We start from the raw sequence: 23,605 nt of genomic DNA on the forward strand, positions 1-23,605 counted from the left end.
GATCCGCGACGAACGGTCACCGAGCGCGGCCGGCGGTCGTTTCCGCTGCAACCGTCGCGTCGTCGATGATCACCCGTCGCGCCGTTCGCCGCCACCGGTCCAGTGTGGCCGGAGGCCCGGGGCCGTCCCACCGCCGATCACCTGGACGGCCCCACCGCCGATCACCCGGGCGGCGCCGCCGCCGATCACGCGAGCAGCAGGCAGCTGTCGCCGAACTCGTGCCACAGGTATCCCTCCGCGAGCGCGGCCTCGTAGGCCGCGGCGACCGTGTCCCGCCCGGCGACGGCCTCCAGCAGCAGCAGGTGCGAGGCCTGCGGCTCGTGCCAGCCCGTCACCAGCCCGTCGACGGTTCGCGCCGGCCGCCCCGGGCCCAGGACCAGGTCGGTCCAGCCGCTGCCCGCGCGGACCGACCCGTCCTCGGCGGCGACCGTCTCCAGAGCGCGGGTGACGGTCGTCCCGACCGCGACGACCCGCCTGCGCGCGGCGCGCGCCGCGTTGACGGCGTCGGCGGTGCGGGCCGGGACGCGGTAGCGCTCGGGCAGCGGTGTCTCGCCGGCCTCGAGCGACGAGACGCCCGTGTGCAGGACGACCTCGGCCACCCCGACGCCCCGCGCGGCAAGCCTGCGCAGCACGTCGCGGGTGAGTGGGCGGCCGGCGCTGGGCATCTCGGCGCTGGGGAACCCGGTGCCGGCGAAGTCCCTGTCCGGCCGCGAGACCACTGTGCGGAAGTCGGCGATCGACGGGGCCGTCCGCAGGTGGGAGTAGGTGATCGGGCGGCCGATGCGTTCGAGCCAGGCCGGTAGCGACCCGCCCGCGCCGATCGTCGCACACCACAGCCTGCTCGTCGCAGCCCTCGGGTCCGGGTACGCGGCCACGAGCACGGCGGCCGCGCCGCACGGCAGCGTCAGCACCTCGCCGGGGCTGCCGTCGTGCACCCGCTCGCGATCCGGGGTGCGCAGCTCGACGACCCAGCGACCGGGGTCGTCGGGTACCGGCCCGCTGACGTGGACGGTGACGGGCCGGCCGTCGGCGCGGGTGCCGTCGACGGCGGCGGGTGCGGTCGTAGAGGTGTTGACGACGAGCACGTCGCCCGGCGCCAGGGCCGACGGCAGGTCGCGGAACCGGCGGTGCCGGACGGGTACGCCGGGGCGGGCGACGAGCAGCCGCACCCCGTCGCGGGGCACACCGCGCGCCTCCGGCGGCTCGGTGGCCGACAGCCGGTCGGGCAGGACGAACGAGAGGGGCGCGGTCATCACACGGCCTCCAGGAGGTCGGCGGCCCGGTGGCGGCCGCTGGACGGGCGACTGTCGAGCAGGGCCAGCAGCGCAGGGACGACGGTCGACGGGTGCGGACGGTCGGAGACGTCCTCGCCGGGGAACGCGCGCTGATGCATGTCGGTGCGCATGTCGCCGGGGTCGAACGCGTAGACCCGCAGCCCGGGCTCCTCGACGCCGAGGACGGCGGCGAGCTGGTCGAGCGCGGCCTTCGTCGCCCCGTAGCCGCCCCAGCCCTCGTAGGCCTCGACGGCGGCGTCGGAGCTGAGCGTGACGACCGCGGCGTCGGGCGACGTGCGCAGGAACGGCAGCAGCAGCCGGGTCAGGGCGAGCGGCGCGGCGACGTTGGTCTCCCAGAGGTTCGCGAAGGCGTGTGGCGGGAGGTCGGCCAGCCGGGGCAGCGGGCTGGGGCCGAGCGCGCCGGCGTTGTGCACGAGCAGGTCGAGCGCGCCGGCGCGGTGGACGGCGGCCCGGAGGGCGCCGCGGTGGGTGGCGTCGGTGAGGTCGCCGGGGACGGCGACGACCCGGCCCGGCCCGGGCAGGCCGGTCGTCGCGGAGGTGAGGGTGGTCGCGTCGCGACCGTCGACGATCACGGTGGCGCCGCGGGCGACGAGGCCTGCGGTGAGGGCGAGGCCGAAGCCGCGGGCGGCTCCGGTGACGAGCGCTGTCGTTGTCATGCCGCTAGGGTGAGAGCTGAAGTCAGCTTGAGGTCAAGGGAGCGTCGATGGACACCCACGACCTGCTCACGATCGGCGAGGTCGTCGACCGCAGCGGGTTCCCGCACTCCGCGCTGCGCTACTACGAGCGCGAGGGTCTGGTGACGGCGACGCGGACGTCGGGCGGACAGCGCCGCTACGAGCGCGGGGTGCTGCGCAAGCTCGCGTTCATCCGTGCCGCGCGCGCGATCGGCATCGGTCTCGACGAGGTGCGCGAGGCGCTCGACCGGCTGCCGGCGGGCCGCACCCCCACCAAGTCCGACTGGACACGGCTGTCACGGTCGTGGCGCGGCCGTCTCGACGAGCAGATCGAGGCACTGGTCGCGCTGCGCGACGGGCTCGACTCCTGCATCGGCTGCGGCTGCCTGTCGCTGGCCCGCTGCCGGCTGTGGAACCCCGACGACCGGATCGGTGCCCAGGGCGACGGCGCCCGGCTGCTGCCACCCGCGCTGCGCCGCCCGCCGGTCGGCTGAGCCATCGGCGCCGTGCGAGAACGGCTGAGCCACCGGCGCCGCGCGGGGACGAGTGTGATCTGCGTCGCGGGCCCGGTCGCCGTGACGTCCATACGATCAGCCCCGGAACGCGACGACGCCGCCCACGAGGAGTGCCGATGATCTACGAGATCCGCGAGTACACGACCGTCCCGGGCCGGATGCCCACGCTGGTGAAGCGGTTCAACGACGTCACGAAGGCCCAGTTCGCCAAGCACGGCATGGAGTGCGTATTCCTGTCGCTGACCACCGTCGGCGACAACACCAACAACGAGCTCGTCTACGTGATGAAGTTCGACTCGCTGGCCGACATGGACGCGAAGTGGTCGGCGTTCCTGGCCGACCCGGAGTGGGTCGAGGCGCGGGCCGCCAGCGAGGTCGACGGGCCGATCGTCGCGAAGTTGCACCGGCGCGTGCTCAACCCGGCTCCGTTCGAGGGCTGACCGCAAGGCTCACGGACAGGCGCACGGGCAGGGCGCACGGCCGGCGCGTACCGGCAGGGGCCTGCACTGGGGTACTGGCACCCATGACCGGCAGGGCCCCCGCGGCGAACACTCGCAGTCATGAGAACGCTCGCCGCGCTGGCAGCGGCGGCCGTGGCGCTGGTCGCGGTCGCGGGCTGCGCGCAGACCACCTCGGGGACGGCCGCGCCCGTCGCCCGCCCCGTGATCGCGACCCCCGGCGGCCCACCGGCCGCCGAGGCCGAGAAGGAGGCGCCCCCCGCGTCCACCGGCCGGCCGGGCGAGAAGAACCTCGTGGCCGCCGCCGACGGGCTGCGGCCCTTCCTGCTCACAGACGCCGAGGTCGGACCGGGTTTCGTCTCGATCGCCGAACCGAAGCCCGACCCGGCCGCCCCCTCGGTCTGTGGCGGCCAGGGTGTCGTCGCCCGCTTCCCCGACGCGGTCCGCGTCGGCGTCGCGTTCGAGGGCGGGTCCGCCCGCGTCCAGGAAGCCGTGTCGGTCTACCCGGACAAGGCGACGGCGCAGGCGGCCTACGACCACTCCGTCGCCGGGCTCGACTGCGGGCAGGGCAGTGTCGGGGGCAAGCCCGTCGTCGTCACCCCGGGTGAGGACCTGCGTATCGAGGTCGGCGGTGCACAGGCCACGGGCTGGCGCGTCGGTGGCGAGGGCTTCGACGTCCTGCTGATCACCGTGCACAGCGACGAGGTCGTCATGACCTTCACCTGGCTGACGCCGGAGGGCGGTTCACCAGGACTTCCCGATCCGCTCGCCGTGACGAGAAGCGCCGTCGGCAAGCTCGTCGGGTGAGCCGGGATACGGTGCCGGGGTGACCGTCGTCGATCGCTGGCTGCAGCTCGAAGGACTCGACAACGTCCGCGACGTCGGCGGCCTGCCGATCGCGGGGGGCGGGAGGACCCGCCCCGGTGTGCTCCTGCGCAGCGCTTCCCTGCACTACGTCACCCGCGCCGACGTGCAGCACCTCGTCGAGACGTTCGGGCTCTCGCTCGTGCTCGACCTGCGCACCGCGCGCGAGATCGACCGGGACGGGCCGACGCAGGTCGCGGAGGCGGGCGTCGAGACGGTCGCGCTGAGCTTCATCCCGGAGGAGGGCCGGGCCCTTCCGGAGACCGACGAGGACGCCGACCCGCTGGCGCGCAACTACCTCGGCTACCTCGCCGACCGGCCCGCCAACGTCGTCGAAGCGGTGCGCAGGCTCGCCGCCCCGCAGGCCGGGCCCGCACTCGTGCACTGCGCGGCCGGCAAGGACCGCACCGGCGTCCTCGTCGCGCTGGTGCTCGACACGGTCGGCGTGGAGCGCGACGCGGTCGTCGACGACTACGCGTTGTCGGCGACGAAGGTCGAGGACATGTTCCGGCGCTGGACCGCGGCGGAGGGCAGCGAGATGCCCGCCGACCTGACCCCGCACCTGCCCCGCGCCGAGGCCATGGCCCAGGTGCTCGCCACCCTCGACCGCGACCACTCCGGCGCCGCGGGCTGGTTGCGCGCCAACGGCCTCGGTGACGACGAGATCGCCCGCCTCCAGGAGAGGCTCACCGCATGACCCTGTGAGCGGCGATGGTCGCCGGAGCGACTGTCGCCGCTCACGAGGTCGGCCGGCCCCCACGGTGCGGCGTGCTCCTCGATCGCCACGCTCCGGGTCCATCGTGCGCAGCGCCCGCGGCGCAAGTTACCGGCGGGTATGGAAGGCTGGCGACCGACCGGACCGGCGCGCGAGGAGGCCGCATGGACCTGACGTACACCGCAGCGGAGGAGGACTTCCGCCGCGAGCTGAAGTCCTGGCTCGCCGCGAACATCCCCGACGAGTGGACCCGTCCCGGCTTCTGGGAGGCCCTCGGCGACGACGAGAGCTTCCGGCTGCGCCGCGACTGGGAGCGCGACAAGGCCCTCGCCGGGTTCGCGGGCATCGAGTGGTCCACCGAGTACGGCGGCCGCGGCGGCACGCCCGGGATGAAGGCGATCTACGACGTCGAGACCGTCGCGGCCCACGCGCCGCGCACCGTCAACCCGCTGGGCCTGGCGTTCCTCGCGCCCACGGTGATGGCCATCGGCACCGACGCGCAGAAGAAGGACATCATCGGTCCGATGCTGCGCAACGAGGTCATCTGGTGCCAGGGCTTCTCCGAGCCCGGTGCCGGATCCGACCTCGCGGCCCTGGCCACCAAGGGCGTCCGCGACGGCGACGACTTCGTCGTCAACGGCCAGAAGGTGTGGACCACCAACGCCGTGCACGGCGACAAGGTCTTCACGATGGTCCGCACCGAGGCCGGGTCGCAGCGCCACCGCGGCATCTCGATGCTGCTCATCGACATGCACCAGGACGGCGTCGACGCCCGCCCGCTCAAGCAGATGAGCGGTGCCAGCGAGTTCGGCGAGGTGTTCTTCGACGACGCCCGCGTCCCTGCCACCGAGGTCCTCGGCGAGATCGGCGACGGCTGGCGCACCGCGATGCTGCTGCTCTCGTTCGAGCGCGGCGCGTCGGGCATCGGGCAGTACACCGAGTTCCGACGCCAGTACGACGAGATCGTCGAGGTCGCCAGGAAGCTGGGCCGCGACACCGACCCGGTGGTCCGCGGCCGGCTCGCGCGCGTGCTCACCGAGCTGGAGTGCCTGCGGCTGCACGCGATGCACGTCCTCACCCAGGTCGAGCAGGGTCGTGACCTCGGGTTCGAGGCATCGATGACCAAGCTTCAGTGGTCGGAGACGTTCCAGGACCTCTGGGAGGTCTACGACGACATCCTGGGCGAGGACGCCACGCTGGACTCGCTGGGCGATCTCGATCTCCGTCCGCTGCACGCCCAGGCGATGTGGTCCCGGTCGGTCACGATCTGGGGCGGGTCCTCACAGGTCCAGCGCACGATCACCGCCGAGCGCGTGCTCGGCCTGCCGAGATAGGGGCGCGCCGTGTTCTTCGCACTCACCGACGACCAGCGCGAGTTCGGCACCGCGGTCACGACCTACCTCGCCGAGCGCTTCGACCTCGACGCCGTGCGCGGCGTCGTCGAGGACACGGCGGGCGACGGCCATCCGGTGGCCTTGTGGAAGGCGGCGGGGGAGCAGGGCTGGCTCGCCGTCACCGTCCCCGAGGAGCACGACGGTCTCGGCCTGGGGCTCGTCGAGGCGCAGGTCATCGCTCGTGCGCTCGGCGCGGGCGTCGCACCCGGGCCGTGGCGCGGCACCGTGCTCGCCGCCGAGGCGATCCGCCTCGCGGGCTCCGCGGAGCAGCAGGCGGCGTGGCTGCCACGGCTCGCGGCCGGCGAGGCCGTGGGGGCCCTCTCCCTGCGGGCGCCGGGGGCGGCCGTCGAGTACGCCGGGATCGCCGACGTCGTCGTGGTCCGCTCCGGTGACGGCCTGGCCCTCGTCGAGCGGGGCGGGTTCACCGCGCAGGCCGCCGGCTCCTACGACGGGACGACGCGGCTCGCGACCGTCACCGTCGACGGTGCGGGGGAGCCCCTCCCCGGTGCCGACGCCGCGGCGATCGCCGATCTCACCGCCCGCGCGACCGTCCTCGTCGCGTCCGATCTGGCCGGTGTGGCCCGCGAGGCGATCACCCGGACCGTCGCCTACGACCGCGAGCGCGAGCAGTTCGGCGTGCCCGTCGGGTCGTTCCAGGCGATCAAGCACGCCCTGGCCGATCTGCACGTCGGCGTCACGATGGCCGAGCACGCGGTCCTGTACGCCGCGCACGCGGCCGGCACCGGGGCCGAGGACGCAGACCTCGCCGTGGCCGTCGCGAAGGCCAAGGCATCCGACGCCGCAGCGGCCGCGACCGCGGCGATGATCCAGTACCACGGCGGTATCGGGTACACCTGGGAGCACGAGGCGCACCTGTTCTACAAGCGGGCCAAGCGGCTCGCCGGGCAGTACGGAGACGCGGACGCACAGCGTGAGCGGATCGCCACGCTGACGATCGGCTGACGGCCGCTGTCCCGGGTCGACCGGGCGGTGTCCGTCCGCTGTGGATGCGGACCCCGCCCGGTCGTGGCACCGTAAGGGCCATGCCCGGGTCCCCTGCCGTGAACGCGACCGCCGCCGCGCTGCTCGGACTGCTCCACAGCGGCCCGATGACCGGCGGTCAGCTCGTCGCCGCGGCGGCCGACCGCTTCGGCGCCTTCTTCTCCGTGACGCGCAGCCAGGTCTACCGCGAGCTGCCCGCCCTCACCGACGCCGGGCTGCTCAAGCTCGGCAAGCAGGGACCCCGTGCCTCGCAGCAGTACGTGATCACGCAGCCCGGCCGCCGCGCCTTCAAGACGTGGCTCATGGCGGGCGGCGGCGCGGACTCGCTGCGCAGCCCGCTGGTGCTGCGGCTGCTGCACTCGCGTTCGCTCACCGTCCGGCAGCGCGCCGACCTGGTGCGCACCGCCCGGGTCGCCTACGCGGTGCGCCTCGACGGTGCCCGCTCGGCCGCACGTTCGGAGACGGACCCGTACGACAAGGCCGTCGCCGACTTCGCCGTCGCCCACACCCGCGCCATGGTGAAGCTCCTGGACGCCATCCCGGTCGAGTAGCGGCGTTGCGTAGGCTGGTCGGTTGTGAACCCCGACGTCGCAGCCGACCTCAAGGACCTGTCCGGCATCCTCGACAACATCGAGGCGGTCGTCGACCTGCCCGCGCTGCGCGTCGAGATCGCCGACCTCGAGGAGCAGGCGGGCCAGCCCGACCTGTGGAACGACACCGAGGCCGCGCAGAAGGTCACCAGCCGCCTCGCCCACGCGGGCGGCGACCTGCGCCGCGTCGAGGACCTGCGCCGGCGCCTCGAGGACCTCCCGGTGCTCTACGAGCTCGCCGAGGACGAGAGCGACGAGTCGGCCATCGCCGACGCCGACAGCGAGCGTGCGTCGCTGCGCGGCGACATCGAGTCCCTCGAGGTCCGGACCCTGCTCGCGGGCGAGTACGACGAGCGCGAGGCACTCGTGACGATCCGCTCCGAGGCGGGCGGGGTAGACGCGGCCGACTTCGCCGAGATGCTCATGCGCATGTACCTGCGCTGGGCCGAGCGCCACGGCTACGGCGTCGACGTCTACGACACCTCCTACGCGGAGGAGGCGGGCATCAAGTCCGCGACCTTCCAGGTCCACGCCCCCTACGCGTACGGGACGCTGTCGGTGGAGCAGGGCACGCACCGGCTGGTACGCATCTCGCCGTTCGACAACCAGGGCCGCCGCCAGACGTCGTTCGCGGGCGTCGAGGTCACCCCGGTCGTCGAGTCCACCGACCACATCGACATCGACGAGAAGGAACTGCGCGTCGACGTCTACCGCTCGTCCGGGCCGGGTGGCCAGGGCGTCAACACGACCGACTCCGCGGTCCGGCTGACCCACATCCCCACCGGGATCGTCGTGTCGTGCCAGAACGAGCGCAGCCAGATCCAGAACAAGGCCACCGCGATGGTCGTCCTGCAGGCCAAGCTGCTGGAGCGCAAGCGCCAGGAGGAGCGGGCCCTCATGGACTCGCTGAAGGACACCGGCTCGTCGTGGGGCAACCAGATGCGCTCCTACGTCCTGCACCCGTACCAGATGGTCAAGGACCTGCGGACCGACTACGAGGTCGGCACCCCGGGTGCGGTGCTCGACGGCGACCTCGACGGCTTCATCGAGGCCGGCATCCGCTGGCGCCGCCAGCAGCAGACCGACGAGAACTGACACCGGCCGATCGCCGGCACCGGTCCTCACCGTCCGTGACGGCCCGGGAGCGATCCGCGAGCGGTCGGCACGCCGCGCCGAGGGGGCGGGTCGAACACCGGTTGCGGGCGTCGCGACCGGTACCGTCCCAGCCGTGATCCGCCTGGAACGCGTCACCAAGATGTACAAGACGTCGACGCGACCCGCGCTCGACCGGGTCTCGGTGTCGGTCGAGAAGGGCGAGTTCGTCTTCCTCATCGGGCCCTCGGGCTCCGGGAAGTCGACGTTCCTGAGGCTGCTGCTGCGCGAGGACGTGCCCACCCGCGGCACCATCACCGTCGCCGACCTCGACGTCGCGAAGCTCCCGCGCAGGCGGGTGCCGCGGCTGCGGCAGCGGATCGGGGTCGTCTTCCAGGACTTCCGGCTGCTGCCCAACAAGACCGTCGGCGGCAACGTCGCGTTCGCCCTCGAGGTGATCGGCAAGCCGCAGGCCACGATCGCGCGGGTCGTCCCCGAGGTGCTCGAGCTCGTCGGGCTGGAGGGCAAGGCCGACCGCATGCCGCACGAGCTCTCCGGCGGCGAGCAGCAGCGCGTCGCGATCGCCAGGGCCTTCGTGAACCGCCCGCTCGTGCTGCTGGCCGACGAGCCCACCGGCAACCTCGACCCCGACACCAGCCAGGACATCATGCTGCTGCTGGAGCGGATCAACCGCACGGGGACGACGGTCGTCATGGCCACCCACGACCACTCGATCGTCGACTCGATGCGCCGCCGCGTCGTCGAGCTCGACCTCGGGCAGGTCGTGCGGGACGAGTCGCACGGCGTGTACGGGGTGGGTCGCTCACAGTGAGGACTGTCGACGTACTCCTTCCCGCGGAGGCGGCATGAGGTCAGACTTCGTCCGCCGGGAGGTCACCACCGGCCTGCGCCGCAACGTCACGATGACCATCGCCATGGTCCTGACGACGGCGATCTCGCTCGCCCTCGTCGGCACCGGGTTGCTGGCGGTGCGCACGATCGACTCGACGGAGGCGATCTACGCCGACCGGCTCGAGGTGCAGGTCGCGCTCACACAGGACGTGTCGTCGGCCGACACCGACTGCAGCCGGCCCATCTGCTCGGGGATCCGCGAGACGCTGCAGAACTCGCCGCTCGTCGAGTCGGTCACCTACGAGAGTCAGCAGGAGGCCTACCAGCGCTTCCAGGAGCTGTTCGCGGGCCAGTCGATCGCCGACGTCGCCCGCCCGCAGTCGCTGCCCGCCACCCTTCGGGTCAAGCTCGCCGACCAGGACAACGGCGCCGAGGCCGTCCGGCAGGCCATGGTCGGCCAGGTCGGCGTGCGGACGGTGATCGACCAGCGCGACGTCGTCGGCAAGCTGTTCGACTTCCTCGGCGGTGTACGGAACGTGACGTTCGCGCTGGCGCTGGTGCAGGCGATCGCGGCGCTGCTGCTGATCTCCAACACCGTGCAGGTGTCGGCGTACACGCGCCGCGTCGAGGTCGGCGTCATGCGCCTGGTCGGGGCGACGCGGTGGTACACGCAGCTGCCGTTCCTCATCGAGGCCGTTATCACCGGTGTCGCCGGCGCGGTGCTCGCGGGGGTGGGTCTCGTCGTCGCCAAGTTCGCGTTCATCGACGACCTGCTGGCCGGGATCGCGCAGAACGGTGTCATCCCGCCGGTCACGATCTACGACGTGCTGGAGACGTCGATCTGGCTGGTGCCGATCGGCGCGGCGATCGCGGGCGTCACGGGCTACGTGACGCTCCGGCTGTACGTGAAGGTCTGATGCGCGGTCTGAAATCACTTCCCCGTCCGCGTACTCTGGACAGGTGAAGGAGAAAGGCCGCAAGGTGATCGCGCAGAACCGCAAGGCGCGACACGACTACGCCATCCTCGACACCTACGAGGCGGGTGTCGCGCTGATGGGCACCGAGGTGAAGAGCCTGCGGCTGGGTCGTGCCTCGCTGTCCGACGCCTTCGCCACGATCGACGACGGCGAGGTGTGGCTGCGAGGCCTGCACATCCCCGAGTACACGCACGGCAGCTGGACGAATCACGAGCCGCGCCGCACCCGCAAGCTGCTGCTGCACCGTCGCGAGATCGAGGGGCTCATCGGCAAGACGCGCGAGGGCGGTCTGACGCTCGTGCCCCTGGCCCTGTACTTCAGCGAGGGCAAGGTCAAGTGCGAGGTCGCGCTGGCCAAGGGCAAGAAGTCCTACGACAAGCGGCAGGACCTGGCCAAGCGTGACGCCGACCGCGAGGTGCAGCGGGCGTTCGGCCGCGCGGCGAAGGGGCGCGCCCGGGAGCTGCGGTGACCGTGCCACAGCCCCCTGCCGACGACGAGGGCGTCGCCCGGTTCGTGGCCGATCTCGGCCTGCCCGGGCTCGTCGACACGCACACGCACTTCATGCCCGACCGGGTCATGGCCAAGGTGTGGGCGCATTTCGCCAAGGGCGAGGAGTACTACGGGCGGCCGTGGCCGATCCACTACCAGGTGCCCGAGGACGAGCGGCTCGCGATCCTGCGCGGCATCGGTGTGCTGCGGTTCGCGCCGCTGGTGTACCCGCACAAGCCGGACATGGCCGCCTGGCTGACCGACTGGGTGCTCGACTTCGCCGCCCGCACGCCCGGCGCCGTCCCGACGGCGACGATGTACCCCGAACCCGACGTCGCCGAGTACCTCGGCAAGGCCGTCGACGCGGGTGCGCGGCTGGTGAAGGCGCACGTGCAGGTCGGCGCGTACGACCCGCGCGACCCGCTGCTCGCGCCCGCATGGGGGCTGCTCGCGGAGGCCGGGATTCCGGCGATGGTGCACTGCGGGCACGGTCCGGTCCCCGGCGCGCACACGGGTCTCGACGTGTTCGGCGAGGTCCTCGCCGCACATCCGCGGCTGCGGGTCGTGCTCGCCCACGCGGGGATGCCGGACTTCGCCGATGCGCTCGCGCTCGTCGACCGCCACCCGGGCGTCATGATCGACACGACGGTCGTCGGTACCGGGTTCGCCGAGGCCATCGCGCCGCTGCCCGCCGACTGGGCCGCGCGGCTGGCCGGGGTGGCCGACCGGGTGGTGCTGGGCACGGACTTCCCGAACATCCCGTACGCCTACCACGAGCAGATCGCCGCGATCGCCGGCTGGGCGGCCGCGGACGACCGGCTCGGTGCGGGCTTCCTGCGGTCGGTGCTGCACGACGCGCCGGCCCGGCTGCTCGGCGTCCGATAGGTCCGTCTTCCGGAAACCGGAGCCCGTCTGATGAGATGTACAGATGTCCGGGCAACCGTGGCGCCCGGTCGTCGTGTGCGCCTTCCTGCTGGTGCTCCTCGCCGTGGCGCTCCCCGTCGCGATGGCCTTCGGCGCCGAGGCCCTCCCCGTCGGTCGCGTCGTCGACGCGCTCCGCGGCGGCGGTGACCTCGCCACCCGCACCATCGTGCTCGACCTGCGGCTGCCGCGGTCGCTGCTCGCGATCGTCGTCGGCGCCGGTCTCGCGATCGCGGGCGTCGCGGTGCAGACGCTGGTCCGCAACCCGCTCGCCGACCCCTACCTGCTCGGGGTCACCTCGGGTGCGAGCGTGGGTGCGACCGCGGTCATCACCACCGGTGCGCTGGCCGCGTTCGGAGTGTGGTCGCTGTCGGTCGGGGCGTTCATCGGGGCGCTGGCCGCCGGGGTGCTCGTCGCCGTCGTGACCCTGTCCCAGGGCGGGCTGACGCCACTGCGGCTGATCCTCAGCGGGACCGTCCTCGGGTCGGCGCTCTCGGCGATCGCGAGCTACCTCGTCTTCCGCAGCGGCGACCCCGCCGCCGCCCAGTCGGTGCTGTTCTGGCTGCTGGGGAGCCTCGCGGGCGGGGAGTGGGACCGGCTGTGGCTGCCGGCGGCCGTCGTCGCCGCGTCGTTCGTGCTGCTCTGGGCGGCGAGCGGATGGCTCGACGCCATGGCGGTCGGGCCGGACACGGCGGCCGCACTGGGGGTGTCGGTCCCCGCCGTCCGGGCCGGTCTGTTCACCCTGCTCGCCCTGCTGGTCGGGGTCCTCGTCGCGGTCGCCGGGGCGGTCGCGTTCGTGGGGCTGGTGCTGCCGCACGTCGCACGCCTGCTCGTCGGCGCCCGGCACCGGCTCGTGCTGCCCGCAGCGGCCCTGTCCGGGGGACTGTTCCTGCTCGCGGTCGACGTCGTCGCCCGGATCGCCGTGCGACCGACCGAGGTGCCTCTGTCGGTCGTCACCGGGATCGTCGGGGCGCCCGTGTTCCTCGTGCTGATGGGCAGGCGCCGTTACAGCTTCGGCGCGGCGTCGTGACGGACGCGCCCCTGTTGCGGGTCACCGGCGTGACCTGCGCGATCGGGCAGCACACCGTGCTGCGCGACGTCGACATCCACGTCGCCGAGGGCGAGACCGTCGGCGTCGTGGGCCCCAACGGCTCCGGGAAGTCGACGTTGCTGCGGGTCCTCGCCGGCATCCGGCCCGCCGCGGCCGGGGTGGTCGAGCTCGACGGCGTCCCGCTCGGCTCGCTGTCGCGCCGCGCGCGGGCCCGGCGCATCGCCCTCGTCGCCCAGGAGGAGGACCTGCCCGCCGAACTGCGGGTCGGCGAGCTGGTGGCACTGGGCCTGCTGCCGCGGCGTCCGCCCTGGGCGGGCGGGGGCAGGACCGGGCACCGCGCCGTCGCGGCCGCGCTCGCCGCCGTCGACATGGCCGGCGCGGCCGACCGCCCGCTCGACCAGCTCTCCGGCGGCGAACGTCGCCGCGCCCTGCTCGCGCGCGGGCTCGTCCAGGACACCGAACTGCTGATCCTCGACGAACCCACCAACCACCTCGACGTCCGGCACCGGCTCGACCTCCTCGAACTGGTGCGCGGGCTGGGCCGCACCGTCGTGATGGCCCTGCACGACCTCGATCTGGCCGTCCGCTTCTGCGACCGGCTCGTCCTCGTCCACGACGGAAGCGCGCGCAGTGCCGCACCCGACCCCGACGTGCTGGGTGCCGTGTTCGGCGTGGCCGCCACCCCTGTGCGCCACCCCGTGACGGGCGAGACCCACCTGCTGTTCGACCGACACCCGGAGGTTCCGTGATCCGCCCCCGCCCCCGCCCCCGCCACCTGCTTCCGGCCGCGCTCGCCGCGGCTGCGCTCCTCGCAGGATGTTCGACGCCGGCACCCGCCGCGCCGTCGTCGACGACCGTCACCGTCACCAACTGCGGCACCCCGGCGCAGTTCCCAGTACCCGCGAACAAGGTGTTCGTCAACGACGGCAACCTGATCTCGATGATGCTGGCCCTGGGCGCCCAGGGCAGCGTCACCGCGGTGTCGAGCATGCAGCGCGACGCCGACACCCTGCGCCGCCACTACGGCACCGGTCCCGTCGACGGGCTCAAGCAGGTCGCGCCGGAGTACCCGTCGCTGGAGACCGTGCTCGCCCAGAGCCCCGACGTCATGGTCGCCGGCTGGAACTACGGCTACAGCGAGGCGAAGAACGTCACCCCCGCCGGGCTGCGCGAGAAGGGGATCGCGCCCTACGTGCTCACCGAGAGCTGCCGGCAGGAGCAGGGACAGAAGGCGCGCGGCATCGTCGACCCGTGGACGGCGCTGCGCGACGACCTCGCCAACCTCGGCGCCATCACCGGCCGGACCGAGCAGGCCGCCACCGTGAACGCCGACATCGGGGCCCGGCTCGCCGCCCTGCGCTCCGCGCCGCAGGCCGCCACCCCGCCGACGGTCTTCCTCTTCGACAGCGGTACCGACGCCGTCTTCTCCAGCGGCCGCTTCGGCGCGCCCGAGGGCATCATCACCGCCGCCGGCGCCCGCAACGCGCTCACCGACGTCGAGGACACCTGGACCGAGGTCTCCTGGGAGCGGGTCGCGGCGAGCAACCCCGCGGCGTTCGTGTTCGTCGACTACCCGCCGGAGACGATCCAGCAGAAGATCGCGACCCTGCGCAACCGCGACGGCGTCCGTGACCTGCCCGCCGTCCAGCAGGGCCGGTTCCTGAACCTGCCCTACGCGCTGTGGACGTCGGGCCCGCTCAACATCGACGCGGCCGAGCAGATCCGCAAGGCACTGGAGGGCTGGCAGCTCGTCCCTGCCTCGACCATCACCCCGGAGTTCGACGACGTGCTGCGCTGACGCGACGCGCCGTCGGGCCGTCCGGCGAAACCGGGATGATCCGACGGCGCCGGCGCGTTAGGATGTTGTGTCCGCCCGGAACGGGGCGGGCAGCCAGGGGGTGAACGGTTTCGACTTCGGCTGTAGATCGAGGTGAAGCGTGCCGAGGAAGGCGACGATGATCTCGCAAACCACCCGTCGCAAAAAATCAAGCGCCGACAAGAGTCAGCGCGCGTACGCCCTCGCCGCCTGAGCGAGGAGCGTCGCTGTCGGACCGGGGGCTCCCTCGCCCCGGATCCCGGCATCATTCAGAGGGATCACCGTGCGAGCCGGTCGCGGGCTCGCACGGGACACCAAACAGCGACTGGGATCGTCACTCCGGCTTGTTCGCGTGACCGGAGGGTCCGAGTAGAGGCATAGCGGACTGCGCACGGAGAAGCCCTCGAGAAGCAACGGAGGACCCGGGTTCGATTCCCGGCACCTCCACACCCCTGAACACCGGGGCCGCACCGCTCACCGAGCGGGGCGGCCCCGGTGTCGTTTCCGGACACACCTCGGTGTCACGCGGGTCGGGCGTCGATTAGCCTTGCTCACGAAGTGGACGAGAGGGATCAGGTGCGCATGCGGGGCAGGTCCGGCAACAAGGGCTCGGCGGCGGTGGCGCTGCCCCGGGAGATCTGGGTCCTGGTGGGCGCCGCCTTCGTGATCGCGGTCGGGTTCGGGGTGGTCGCGCCCGCGCTGCCGACGTTCGCGCGGAGCTTCGACGTCGGCGTCACCGCGGCGTCGCTGGTCATCAGCCTGTTCGCCGTGTTCCGGCTCGGGTTCGCGCCCGTCAGCGGACGGCTCGTCAGCCGGTTCGGCGAGCTGCGCGTCTACGTCGTGGGCCTCGGGATCTCGGCCACGTCGAGCGCCCTGTGCGCCTTCGCGACCACCTACTGGCAGCTGCTGTTCTTCCGCGCGTTCGGCGGCATCGGCTCGACGATGTTCACCGTCTCGGCGGTCTCGCTGCTCGTGCGGCTCGCCCCGCCCGAGGCGCGCGGCCGGGCCTCGGGGAGCTGGGCCACCGGCTTCCTGCTCGGCAACGTCGCCGGTCCGCTGCTCGGCGGGCTGCTCATCGGGTTCGGTCTCCGGGTGCCGTTCCTCGCCTACGCGGGTGCGGTCGTCGTCGCGCTCGTGCTCACCGGCGTCATGCTGCGCGGGCGCACCGGCCTTCCCGTGTCGGCGGACCCCACCGCCGCGTCCCCCGCGACGTTCCGCACCGCGTTCGAGCACCCCACCTACCGTGCCGCGCTGGCGGCGAGCTTCGCCAACGGCTGGGTCGTCTTCGGCGTCCGCGTCGCGATGGTGCCGCTGTTCGTCGTCATGGTGCTGCGCGAGGCCGACGCCTGGTCCGGCTACGCGCTGGGGGTGTTCGCCGTCGGCAACGCCGCCACGCTGATGATCTCGGGCCGCTGGTCGGACCGCTCGGGCCGCAAGCCGCCGGTGATCGCCGGGCTCGCCGTCGCGGCCGTTGCGACGGGGGTGCTGGGCCTCGTCGAGTCGCTGCCGGTGTTCCTGGCGCTGTCGCTGATCTGCGGCGTCGGCAGCGGGCTGGTCAACCCGGCGATGACCGCCGCGGTCGCCGACGTCATCGGCGCGAAGGCGCGTGGCGGCACCGTTCTGGCCGGGTTCCAGATGGCGGGCGACCTCGGCGCCATCGCCGGCCCGCTGGTCGCAGGCTTCGTGGCCGAGCACGCTGGCTTCGGCTGGGCCTTCGGCGTCACCGGGGTGATCTCGGCGCTCGCGCTGCTGTTCTGGGTGCGGGCACCCGAGACCCTCCCGGCGGGAGGCGGGGTCGCCGCCGACGACTCGATCCCGGACTGCGTGGCCGCCGAGGCCGGCCCGACGTCGCTGGCGACGTCGCCCGAGCTCGCCCCGGTCGTCGTGCCCGCCGCCCCGTCCACACCCCGGAAGAACAGGTAGCTCGACCCGCCCGGCGCAACCTCACGGTCGTCGGCGGTCCGGATCGCGACCGTGAGGGGTGCGCGCGGCCCCGGGCCGGCGGCCGGAGGGTGGCTCAGCTCGTCGCGACACCGATCAGGGAGCCGACGAGGTAGGTCGCGCCCGCCGCGATCGCCCCGAACATGAGCTGCCGCAGCCCGGCGCCCCACCAGGAGCGGGCGGTGAACCGCGAGGTCAGCGCGCCCGCCACGAACAGTCCCACCGCGCCGACCGCCAGTCCCAGCCTCAGCGACGACGACCCGAACAGGAACGACAGCAGCGGGATCACCCCGCCGACGGCGAAGCACAGGAACGACGACCCGGCCGCCACCCACGGCGACGGCGACTCGTCGGGGTCGATTCCGACCTCCTGGGTGACGTGCAGCTTCAGCTCGAGCTCGGGGTCGGCGTGCAGCTCCGTCGCGACGGCCTCGGCGGTCGCCTCCGACAGGCCCATCTCGCGGTAGCGGGTGACGAGCTCCGCGCGCTCGGCGTTCGGATGGCGCTGCAGCTCCTCGCGTTCGATGGCGACCTCGGCCTGCACCGCGTCGTTCTGCGCGCTGACCGACGCGAACTCACCGAGCGCCATCGAGAACGCGCCCGCGACGAGCCCGGCCATGCCGGTGAGGATGATGCCCTCGCGGTCGACCCCGCCGCCGCCGACGCCCGCGACCAGCGCGATGTTGGTGACGAGCCCGTCCATCGCGCCGAACACCGCGGCGCGCAGCCAGCCCCCGGACACGTCGGCGTGGTGGTGGTCGCGGTCGTGTGCGGCGGCCTCGTCGGCAGGCACGGACATGGCCGTACGGTACCCCGGATCGTCCGTCCATGTTGGACCCGAGTGAGCCTGTCCTCAGGTCGTGCGAGGCACACCTTCGTCGCCGACCAGCTCGGCCGGCACGTGCACCCGACGGCCGAGCACCGCGACCGCGAGGTGGTCCTCGTCGAGTCGTCGCGCGCTGGGCCGGCACCGCTACCGCCGGCAGAAGCTGCACCTGCCTCGTCGCCGACATCCTCCCGGCGTCCGTCTTCGCCCTGTCCCGCACGGACTTCGCCGACTGGGCGGGTGACCGCGAGACGTTCCGGCTGGGAGGACTTCCACCGGTCGCGACGCACGCGCTCCGACGTCCTCATGGACGGCGACCAGGCTGTGGGCGGGCGCTGGAACCACGACCACGACAACCGCGAGCCGCCACCGAATGGTCACCGAATGGCGCCCGCACGCTCGACGTCCGGGGTCGTGGACGCCCACCGGGGACGACATCGACGAGCAAGGTCCGTGCCGACCTCGACACCGCCGGGTGTCCTACGGTCGGCAACGACGGCCCACGGCTGTTCGCCGTCACCACGCCGGGGCCCGGAAGGCACTCACCGCGTTCGGCCCCTACGAGGACGCCATGCTCGGCGACGACTGGGCGATGGCGCACTCGCCGACCTCGATGCCGGCTCCGTCACCGCACCGCCCGCGCCGTCGCCTCCATGCGCCGACGACGTCGACGCCGTGCTCGAACAGGAAGGCGCGCGCGAGACGTTCCGACCCGATCGGGACCCGGTCCCCTGAACGGTCTCTCAGGAACCGCCGATACTCTGATCGGGTGGAGCGAGGGCGCATTCTCGACGTCATCGGGACCCTCGCGCGGCTGGGCCTCGCCGCGGTGTGGCTCGTGTCCGGCACCATCAAGGCCGTCGACCCCGACCAGACCTACATCGCCGTCCGCGCCTACGACGTGCTGCCCACCGGCGTCGTCTCGGTCGTCGCCACCGTGCTGCCCTTCCTGGAGCTGGCCCTCGGGGTCCTGCTGCTGATCGGGCTCGGCACGCGCGCGGCCGCGGCGCTCGCGGCGGTCGTGCTCGTCGTCTTCATCGCGGGCGTCGTGCAGGCCTGGGCACGCGGACTGTCGATCGACTGCGGCTGCTTCGGCGGCGGCGGGCAGGTCGCGCCCGACGCGACGGCCTACGGTACGGAGGTCCTGCGCGACGTCGGGTTCCTGCTGCTCGCCGGATGGCTGATCGTCCGCCCACACACCCTGTTCGCGCTCGACGGGCGCCTGGAGAGCCGGCCGGTTCGGTCGGGGGAGAGGAACTGACGTGGGCGGAGCCTCGCGCAGCGAGAAGAACCGGAAGCAGGCGGCCAACCACCGGCTCGCCGCGGCCGGGATCACCCCGAAGCAGAGCGGACCGTCCGGCGGCACCCGGATCGCGCTGATCGTCGTCGCCGCGGTGGTCGTCGTCGCCGGCGTCATCGGCTACTTCGTGATCCACAACCGGCAGTCGACGACGCCGAACTACGCAGTGGCCGCCAGCGGCACCGTCGTCACCGCGGGCAAGGCCGACGCCCCCGTGACCGTCGACGTGTACGAGGACTACCTCTGTCCCGTCTGCGAGCGGTTCGAGTCCCGCTACAGCGACGACGTCACCACCGCCCTCAACGACGGCAAGATCAAGGTCAACTACCACTCGACCGCGATCCTCGACCCCCTCACCACCCCGGCCGGCTACTCGACGCTCGCCGCCAACGCCGCCCTCTGCGCGGTGCCCGCCGGCATCTGGCCCGCGTACCACAAGGCGCTCTACGCCGACCAGCCCGCGGAGAAGAGTGCCGGGCTCACTGCGGCGCAGCTCGTCCAGAAGGGTGTCGACCTCGGGGCCAAGAACGCCGACTGGTCGACGTGCGTCACCGGAAACAGCAACGCCGCCGCCATCACCGAGGCCACCAAGGCCGCCATCGGCAACACCGCGCTTCAGACCAACGGCCGGTTCGGCACCCCGACGATCCTCGTCAACGACGCCAAGATCGACCTCAACGACAGCAAGTGGCTCGAGAACGCCATCGCCGGCAAGTAGCCCTGTGAGCGGCGACTCGCTCAGGTGAGGGGATCCGGAGCGCGACCGCCCAGGTGCCGGGCGAACCAGTCGAGGATGATCTCCGCGCGCTGGACCCGGTGCCGCGGCGAGCCGGTGCGGCTCAGCCCGTGGCTCTCCTTCTCGAAGCGGTGGTACTCCACCGGCCGGCCCAGCATCCGCAGCGCCACGAACAGCTGGTCGGCCTGGTCGATCGGGCATCGCAGGTCGTCCTCGGAGTGCAGGATCAGCACCGGCGTCCGCATGTCCTGCACATAGGTGATCGGCGACATCCGGCGGTAGACGTCGGGGCGCCGCACGTGGTCCACGCCGATCTCGAAGCGGAAGAACCCCGCCACATCCGACGCCCACTCCAGCGACTCCAGGTTGTTCACCGCGCGCTCGCTGCAGGCCGCGACGAACCTGTCGGTGTGCCCGATCAGCCAGCTCGTCAGGTAGCCGCCGTACGAGCCGCCCAGCACCCCCACCCGGTCCGGGTCGAGGTCCGGGTTCGCGGCCAGCGCTGCGTCCAGCACCGCGAGGACGTCGTCGGCATCGATCCCGCCCCAGCCCGTGCCCGGGTCGATCTCCGCCTCCGGAGCTCGGATCGCGCGCGCCCACGCCTGCGTGCCCCCGGTCGACCCGTGCGGGTTGCAGTACACGACCGCGTACCCCGCGCCCGTCCACATCTGGAACTCGTCGAACCACGTCTCCCCGTACTGCGTCATCGGGCCGCCGTGGATCGACAGCAGCACCGGCGCCCGCTCGCCCGCCGGCTCCGCGGGCCGCAGGAGCCACGCGTCGACCTCGCCGTCGCCCGCCGGCGAGGCCACCGTGAACCGTTGCGGCGCCCGCGGCGGCACCGCGGCGTGGAAGGTGTCCCCGGCCGCCGTCAGGCGCCGCTGCGTGCCGTCGGGGTCGAGCACGAACAGATCGGGCAACGACGTCGCCGTCGTCGCCGTGAACGCCAGCGTGCCGCCCGCCGCGTCGTAGCCCGTGACCCAGCGCGGCCCGTCGACGACCGGCGCGCTCGGCCCACCCGCCACCGGCACCCGGCGCACGTGCACGCTGCCGTGGTCCTCGCACGAGAACAACAGCCCGTCCTCGTCCCAGAGCGGCGCCCGCGCCCCGGGCATCGGCACGCACTGGCGGTCCAGCCCCGCGGTCAGGACCGTCTCCTCGCCCGTTGCCACGTCGATCACCACGACCTGGCTGTGCGAGTGCACCACCCGGCTGTCGTCGGCCAGCGCCGCGATCCGCGTCCCGTCCGGAGACCACGACGGAAGCTGGTGCGCGAACGTCCGCCGGGTCAACGCGCGCGGCTCCTCGACACCGTCCGGGTCGACGAGGACGACGTCGGTCAGGATCGGGGAGAGGTCCCAGTCGTCGTACCGGGCAGTGGTCACCGCGATCGTCGCGCCGTCGGGCGACCACGCGGGCCCGCCGTGCTCGAACGGCCCGCCCGCCACCAGCCGTGGCGGCCCGGACCCGTCCACCGCGACGACGAACACGCTGCGCGGCCGGTCCACCGTCCAGCCCTCGCCGTCGAGCCGGGTGAACAGCCGCTCGATCCGCCGCGGCGGGCGCGCCCGCTCGTCCGGCTCGTCGTGGCGCGACGTCGGCTCCCGCGACGCGAACGCGATGCGTGACCCGTCCGGCGACCACGCCGGCTCCTCGACCGCCTCGGACCGGGTGCACAACGTCCGCACCTCACCGCCGCTGTGCACCGGGGCCACGTGCAGGGTCGAGCGTTTGTCGTCGCCACGCCTGCTCGTGAACGCCAGCCACCGCCCGTCCGGCGACCACGCCGGCTGCCCGTCACCGTGCTCACCCGACGAGAACGGCCGCGGCGGGGAGGACCCGTCGGACGCCGCGACCCACACCGCGCTGCGGTAGACGTTGGCGTCGAGATCGACGTGCGTGACGACGAAGGCGACGAGCCTGCCGTCGGGCGACACCCGGGGGTCGGTGACGTGCGCGATCCTGGTGATGTCGGCGGGCTGCACCTGGGGAACGGTAGGCGAGGGGTGACCCGGTTGCAGAGGCGTATTCGAGGCCATGTACGGTTTCCACATCGCAAGGGGCTGTGGCGCAGCTGGTAGCGCACTTGACTGGCAGTCAAGGGGTCAGGGGTTCGAATCCCCTCAGCTCCACCCACGATGAGGGTGGAAACCCCAAGGTCAGGGCCTTGATTCAGTTGTCTGAGTCGGGGCCCTGTTTCATGTTCGGGGCGGACCGCCTCACATTCTCCACACGCCGTTCAGCTGTCGTGGCCGGCAGCGGCGGCGGTGGATCAGCTCACGTGGTCACTCCGCTCGGCTTGCTCATCCCGGGAGCTCCGCGAGGCGTCGCGAGCTGCATCGCGGTCGCCGGCGGAGGGATGGGCGTGGGTCCGCTTCGTGAAGCACGGATCAGCGCAGCCGGCCCACGCGCACACAATGACGTCGGGCACGCGGTGGTCGACAGGAACGTCAGGCAGCTGTGCCGTGAGCCTGACCCGGCGCACGCCAGCGAGGTCCATCAGCTCGTAGGCGCGTCGGCGAGCAGTTTCCCCGGATACAGTGCGGGGCCCAGCCACTCGGGCTGGGCCCCGCTCCTTCAGAGTCTGACGTTAGCGATTCAGATGATTGGAGGCTTCTCTGACGGTCACCCTCCCAACTGTCCCGATCTGCCGCCGTCCCTGTGGCGTTCGCGTAGCCGCTGTTCGAGGCGGAGATAGTCCCTCTCCGCGCCTGATGAGTCAAGTCTTGCCGGCGACGGCGGACCTGCCGTCGAACGGTCGCTGGTGGGCAGAGGCCGATCAGCCGGCGGCAGACGGAGTTCCGTTTCCGGTGCCCGGTTGCTCCTTGCCTTGTCGAGCGCGTAACGCGAGCGGTACCCCGGCGAGATCCTCGTCGTTGCACAGCAGTTTCACTTCGTAGTAGATGCCGTCGGGGCTGTCGTCGTAGTCGAGGTGGACTCCGATGACATCCACCGGTTCGCCGAGCCAGTTCTGCACGTCGCGAAGCCAACGGGCGGAACGTTCCAACGCCGAGGGCAGCTCGTCGTCGCGGAAACCGACCGGTCGATACGGCACATCCTGGATCGCGTCGTAGCCATGAGGTGGCCGCGGCAGGGCATGGGCCAGTCCGGAGTCGTCGAGGTCCAGGGAGAAAGGCTTCTCGCTCACTCGCTCAGGATGGGGCCCTCGCTGCGACGGGGGCAAGTCCCGCGCAGTGTCCCGATATGGGGGTCGCCACCGTTCTCGGTCGGAACTCGCTCGTCCAGGCCGCCGGCACCGCCACCATCACAGCCTCCTCGTGGAGGCCCTGCCTGTTCGGCCGTGCAGCCGCGTCGTGCGTGGTCGGGTCCGTCCCGTACCTCTGTCCATCTCGGACACGACGTAGGTTGCGCGGGCCGGTGGCCGAAAAGGTGCGAACCTTGTCATTGGGGGTCAGAGGCGCGGAATGCCAGCCTGGTGGAGCTCGGACCCATCGCCTCGAGGGAGCCACCCTGTGCAGATCGCCATCGTTCTCTACCCCGACTTCACCGCGCTGGACGTCATCGGACCGTACGAGGTCCTGGGTCGCCTGCCCGGTGCCGAGGTCGTGTTCGTGGCGGAGAACCCCGGCCTCGTGCGCAACGACCAGCACAGCCTCTCGGTCAGCCCCGGAGCCACGTTGGACGAGGTGACGAACCCGGACATCGTCCTGATCGGCGGTGGTCCGGGGTTCGCCGGCCAGCTGGGTGACGGGAAGCTGCACGAGTGGCTGCGGGCCGTCGACCGCACCAGTACCTGGACCACGTCCGTGTGCACGGGCGCGCCCATCCTGGCGGCGGCCGGACTGCTCGAGGGCCGGAGGGCGACGACCCACTGGTCGGCGATGGACGAGCTGGAGCGGTTCGGCGCGATCCCTGCGCACGAACGCGTCGTGTTCGACGGCCACTACGTCAGCGGCGCCGGGGTCTCGGCAGGAATCGACATGTCCCTCACCCTTGCGGGCAGGATCGCCGGCGACGAGACCGCGCAGATGGTCCAGCTCATCATCGAGTACGCCCCCGAGCCGCCGTACCAGGCCGGTTCGATCGAGGTGGCCCCTGCGTCGGTGGTCGAGAGCGCCCGCGCGGCACTGACGTAG

25 protein-coding genes, 1 tRNA gene and 1 other RNA gene are annotated in these 23,605 nt (G+C 72.6%); 22 read left to right on the forward strand and 5 right to left on the reverse strand.

Annotation, left to right across the window (positions count from 1 at the left end; all coding sequences use genetic code 11):
• Positions 1 to 185: 185 nt before the first annotated feature.
• Together TOK_RS00255 and TOK_RS00260 are read right to left on the reverse strand one after the other, a co-directional pair.
• On the reverse strand, positions 186 to 1,253 hold the full coding sequence (locus tag TOK_RS00255) for an S-adenosylmethionine:tRNA ribosyltransferase-isomerase (RefSeq protein ID WP_098955703.1): 1,068 nt from the start codon (positions 1,251 to 1,253) through the stop codon (positions 186 to 188).
• The gene (locus tag TOK_RS00260) at positions 1,253 to 1,951 is read right to left on the reverse strand and encodes an SDR family oxidoreductase (protein WP_098955704.1); all 699 of its coding nucleotides are present in this window, start codon (positions 1,949 to 1,951) and stop codon (positions 1,253 to 1,255) included. The genes TOK_RS00255 and TOK_RS00260 overlap by 1 nt, the downstream gene beginning before the upstream one ends.
• Positions 1,952 to 1,998: 47 nt before the next feature.
• Between TOK_RS00260 and soxR the strand changes: the two genes are divergently transcribed.
• The 17 genes from soxR (at position 1,999) to TOK_RS00345 (ending at position 16,628) form a co-directional block, all read left to right on the forward strand.
• Positions 1,999 to 2,463: a redox-sensitive transcriptional activator SoxR gene (soxR, locus tag TOK_RS00265; protein ID WP_098955705.1), complete on the forward strand. Its 465-nt coding sequence runs from the start codon at positions 1,999 to 2,001 to the stop codon at positions 2,461 to 2,463.
• 137 nt (positions 2,464 to 2,600) lie between these two features.
• A complete protein-coding gene (locus TOK_RS00270; RefSeq protein WP_098955802.1) occupies positions 2,601 to 2,924 on the forward strand; it encodes an NIPSNAP family protein in 324 nt (107 codons plus the stop codon).
• Between the two features lie 120 nt (positions 2,925 to 3,044).
• A complete protein-coding gene (locus TOK_RS00275) occupies positions 3,045 to 3,749 on the forward strand; it encodes a hypothetical protein (protein WP_098955706.1) in 705 nt (234 codons plus the stop codon).
• 19 nt (positions 3,750 to 3,768) lie between these two features.
• The gene (locus TOK_RS00280; RefSeq protein WP_098955707.1) at positions 3,769 to 4,503 is read left to right on the forward strand and encodes a tyrosine-protein phosphatase; all 735 of its coding nucleotides are present in this window, start codon (positions 3,769 to 3,771) and stop codon (positions 4,501 to 4,503) included.
• Positions 4,504 to 4,685: 182 nt separating this feature from the next.
• The gene (locus tag TOK_RS00285) at positions 4,686 to 5,855 is read left to right on the forward strand and encodes an acyl-CoA dehydrogenase family protein (RefSeq protein WP_098955708.1); all 1,170 of its coding nucleotides are present in this window, start codon (positions 4,686 to 4,688) and stop codon (positions 5,853 to 5,855) included.
• Positions 5,856 to 5,864: 9 nt separating this feature from the next.
• The gene (locus TOK_RS00290) at positions 5,865 to 6,878 is read left to right on the forward strand and encodes an acyl-CoA dehydrogenase family protein (protein WP_098955709.1); all 1,014 of its coding nucleotides are present in this window, start codon (positions 5,865 to 5,867) and stop codon (positions 6,876 to 6,878) included.
• An 80-nt stretch (positions 6,879 to 6,958) separates the two neighbouring features.
• Positions 6,959 to 7,468, forward strand: coding sequence for a PadR family transcriptional regulator (locus TOK_RS00295; protein WP_098955710.1), 510 nt, complete (start codon positions 6,959 to 6,961; stop codon positions 7,466 to 7,468).
• A 24-nt stretch (positions 7,469 to 7,492) separates the two neighbouring features.
• Positions 7,493 to 8,602 carry a peptide chain release factor 2 gene (gene prfB / locus TOK_RS00300; protein WP_098955711.1) on the forward strand — a complete coding sequence of 370 codons (1,110 nt, stop codon included), beginning with the start codon at positions 7,493 to 7,495 and terminating at the stop codon, positions 8,600 to 8,602.
• 133 nt (positions 8,603 to 8,735) lie between these two features.
• A complete protein-coding gene (gene ftsE / locus TOK_RS00305) occupies positions 8,736 to 9,431 on the forward strand; it encodes a cell division ATP-binding protein FtsE (RefSeq protein ID WP_098955712.1) in 696 nt (231 codons plus the stop codon).
• 34 nt (positions 9,432 to 9,465) lie between these two features.
• Positions 9,466 to 10,368, forward strand: coding sequence for a permease-like cell division protein FtsX (ftsX, locus tag TOK_RS00310; protein ID WP_098955713.1), 903 nt, complete (start codon positions 9,466 to 9,468; stop codon positions 10,366 to 10,368).
• Between the two features lie 43 nt (positions 10,369 to 10,411).
• Entirely contained in the window at positions 10,412 to 10,897 is a 486-nt protein-coding gene (smpB, locus tag TOK_RS00315) for an SsrA-binding protein SmpB (protein WP_098955714.1), read from the forward strand.
• Positions 10,894 to 11,802 (forward strand): amidohydrolase family protein, encoded by a 909-nt coding sequence (locus tag TOK_RS00320; protein ID WP_098955715.1) that lies wholly within the window; start codon positions 10,894 to 10,896, stop codon positions 11,800 to 11,802. Before smpB ends, TOK_RS00320 begins: the two co-directional genes overlap by 4 nt.
• A 43-nt stretch (positions 11,803 to 11,845) precedes the next feature.
• On the forward strand, positions 11,846 to 12,868 hold the full coding sequence (locus TOK_RS00325; protein WP_098955716.1) for an iron ABC transporter permease: 1,023 nt from the start codon (positions 11,846 to 11,848) through the stop codon (positions 12,866 to 12,868).
• Positions 12,865 to 13,638 carry an ABC transporter ATP-binding protein gene (locus TOK_RS00330; RefSeq protein ID WP_098955717.1) on the forward strand — a complete coding sequence of 258 codons (774 nt, stop codon included), beginning with the start codon at positions 12,865 to 12,867 and terminating at the stop codon, positions 13,636 to 13,638. The genes TOK_RS00325 and TOK_RS00330 overlap by 4 nt, the downstream gene beginning before the upstream one ends.
• Positions 13,635 to 14,687: an ABC transporter substrate-binding protein gene (locus TOK_RS00335; RefSeq protein WP_253258094.1), complete on the forward strand. Its 1,053-nt coding sequence runs from the start codon at positions 13,635 to 13,637 to the stop codon at positions 14,685 to 14,687. The genes TOK_RS00330 and TOK_RS00335 overlap by 4 nt, the downstream gene beginning before the upstream one ends.
• A gap of 96 nt (positions 14,688 to 14,783) precedes the next feature.
• Positions 14,784 to 15,155, forward strand: a transfer-messenger RNA (tmRNA) gene (gene ssrA, locus TOK_RS00340).
• A gap of 132 nt (positions 15,156 to 15,287) precedes the next feature.
• Entirely contained in the window at positions 15,288 to 16,628 is a 1,341-nt protein-coding gene (locus TOK_RS00345; protein WP_098955804.1) for an MFS transporter, read from the forward strand.
• Between the two features lie 94 nt (positions 16,629 to 16,722).
• Here TOK_RS00345 and TOK_RS00350 read toward each other — a convergent pair whose 3' ends face one another.
• Positions 16,723 to 17,445 (reverse strand): VIT1/CCC1 transporter family protein, encoded by a 723-nt coding sequence (locus tag TOK_RS00350; protein WP_098955718.1) that lies wholly within the window; start codon positions 17,443 to 17,445, stop codon positions 16,723 to 16,725.
• Positions 17,446 to 17,778: 333 nt separating this feature from the next.
• Between TOK_RS00350 and TOK_RS35190 the strand changes: the two genes are divergently transcribed.
• Genes TOK_RS35190 through TOK_RS00360 form a run of 3 tightly spaced genes read left to right on the forward strand, consistent with a single transcriptional unit; the run spans position 17,779 to position 19,490 of the window.
• The gene (locus TOK_RS35190) at positions 17,779 to 18,207 is read left to right on the forward strand and encodes a cryptochrome/photolyase family protein (protein WP_374754838.1); all 429 of its coding nucleotides are present in this window, start codon (positions 17,779 to 17,781) and stop codon (positions 18,205 to 18,207) included.
• Between the two features lie 34 nt (positions 18,208 to 18,241).
• Complete coding sequence (locus tag TOK_RS00355) at positions 18,242 to 18,733, forward strand: MauE/DoxX family redox-associated membrane protein (RefSeq protein WP_172457322.1); 492 nt, start codon at positions 18,242 to 18,244, stop codon at positions 18,731 to 18,733.
• A 1-nt stretch (position 18,734) separates the two neighbouring features.
• Positions 18,735 to 19,490, forward strand: coding sequence for a thioredoxin domain-containing protein (locus tag TOK_RS00360; RefSeq protein WP_098955719.1), 756 nt, complete (start codon positions 18,735 to 18,737; stop codon positions 19,488 to 19,490).
• Positions 19,491 to 19,510: 20 nt separating this feature from the next.
• Here TOK_RS00360 and TOK_RS00365 read toward each other — a convergent pair whose 3' ends face one another.
• On the reverse strand, positions 19,511 to 21,493 hold the full coding sequence (locus TOK_RS00365) for a S9 family peptidase (RefSeq protein ID WP_098955720.1): 1,983 nt from the start codon (positions 21,491 to 21,493) through the stop codon (positions 19,511 to 19,513).
• A 74-nt stretch (positions 21,494 to 21,567) separates the two neighbouring features.
• Between TOK_RS00365 and TOK_RS00370 the strand changes: the two genes are divergently transcribed.
• Positions 21,568 to 21,640, forward strand: a tRNA-Ala gene (locus TOK_RS00370).
• Positions 21,641 to 22,287: 647 nt separating this feature from the next.
• On the opposite strand, the gene TOK_RS00380 is transcribed toward TOK_RS00370, so the two are convergent.
• Positions 22,288 to 22,656, reverse strand: coding sequence for a hypothetical protein (locus TOK_RS00380; RefSeq protein WP_098955722.1), 369 nt, complete (start codon positions 22,654 to 22,656; stop codon positions 22,288 to 22,290).
• A 325-nt stretch (positions 22,657 to 22,981) separates the two neighbouring features.
• Between TOK_RS00380 and TOK_RS00385 the strand changes: the two genes are divergently transcribed.
• A complete protein-coding gene (locus TOK_RS00385; protein ID WP_098955723.1) occupies positions 22,982 to 23,605 on the forward strand; it encodes a DJ-1/PfpI family protein in 624 nt (207 codons plus the stop codon).

This window comes from Pseudonocardia sp. N23 (assembly GCF_002583555.1).
In the GTDB taxonomy this organism is placed as follows: domain Bacteria; phylum Actinomycetota; class Actinomycetes; order Mycobacteriales; family Pseudonocardiaceae; genus Pseudonocardia.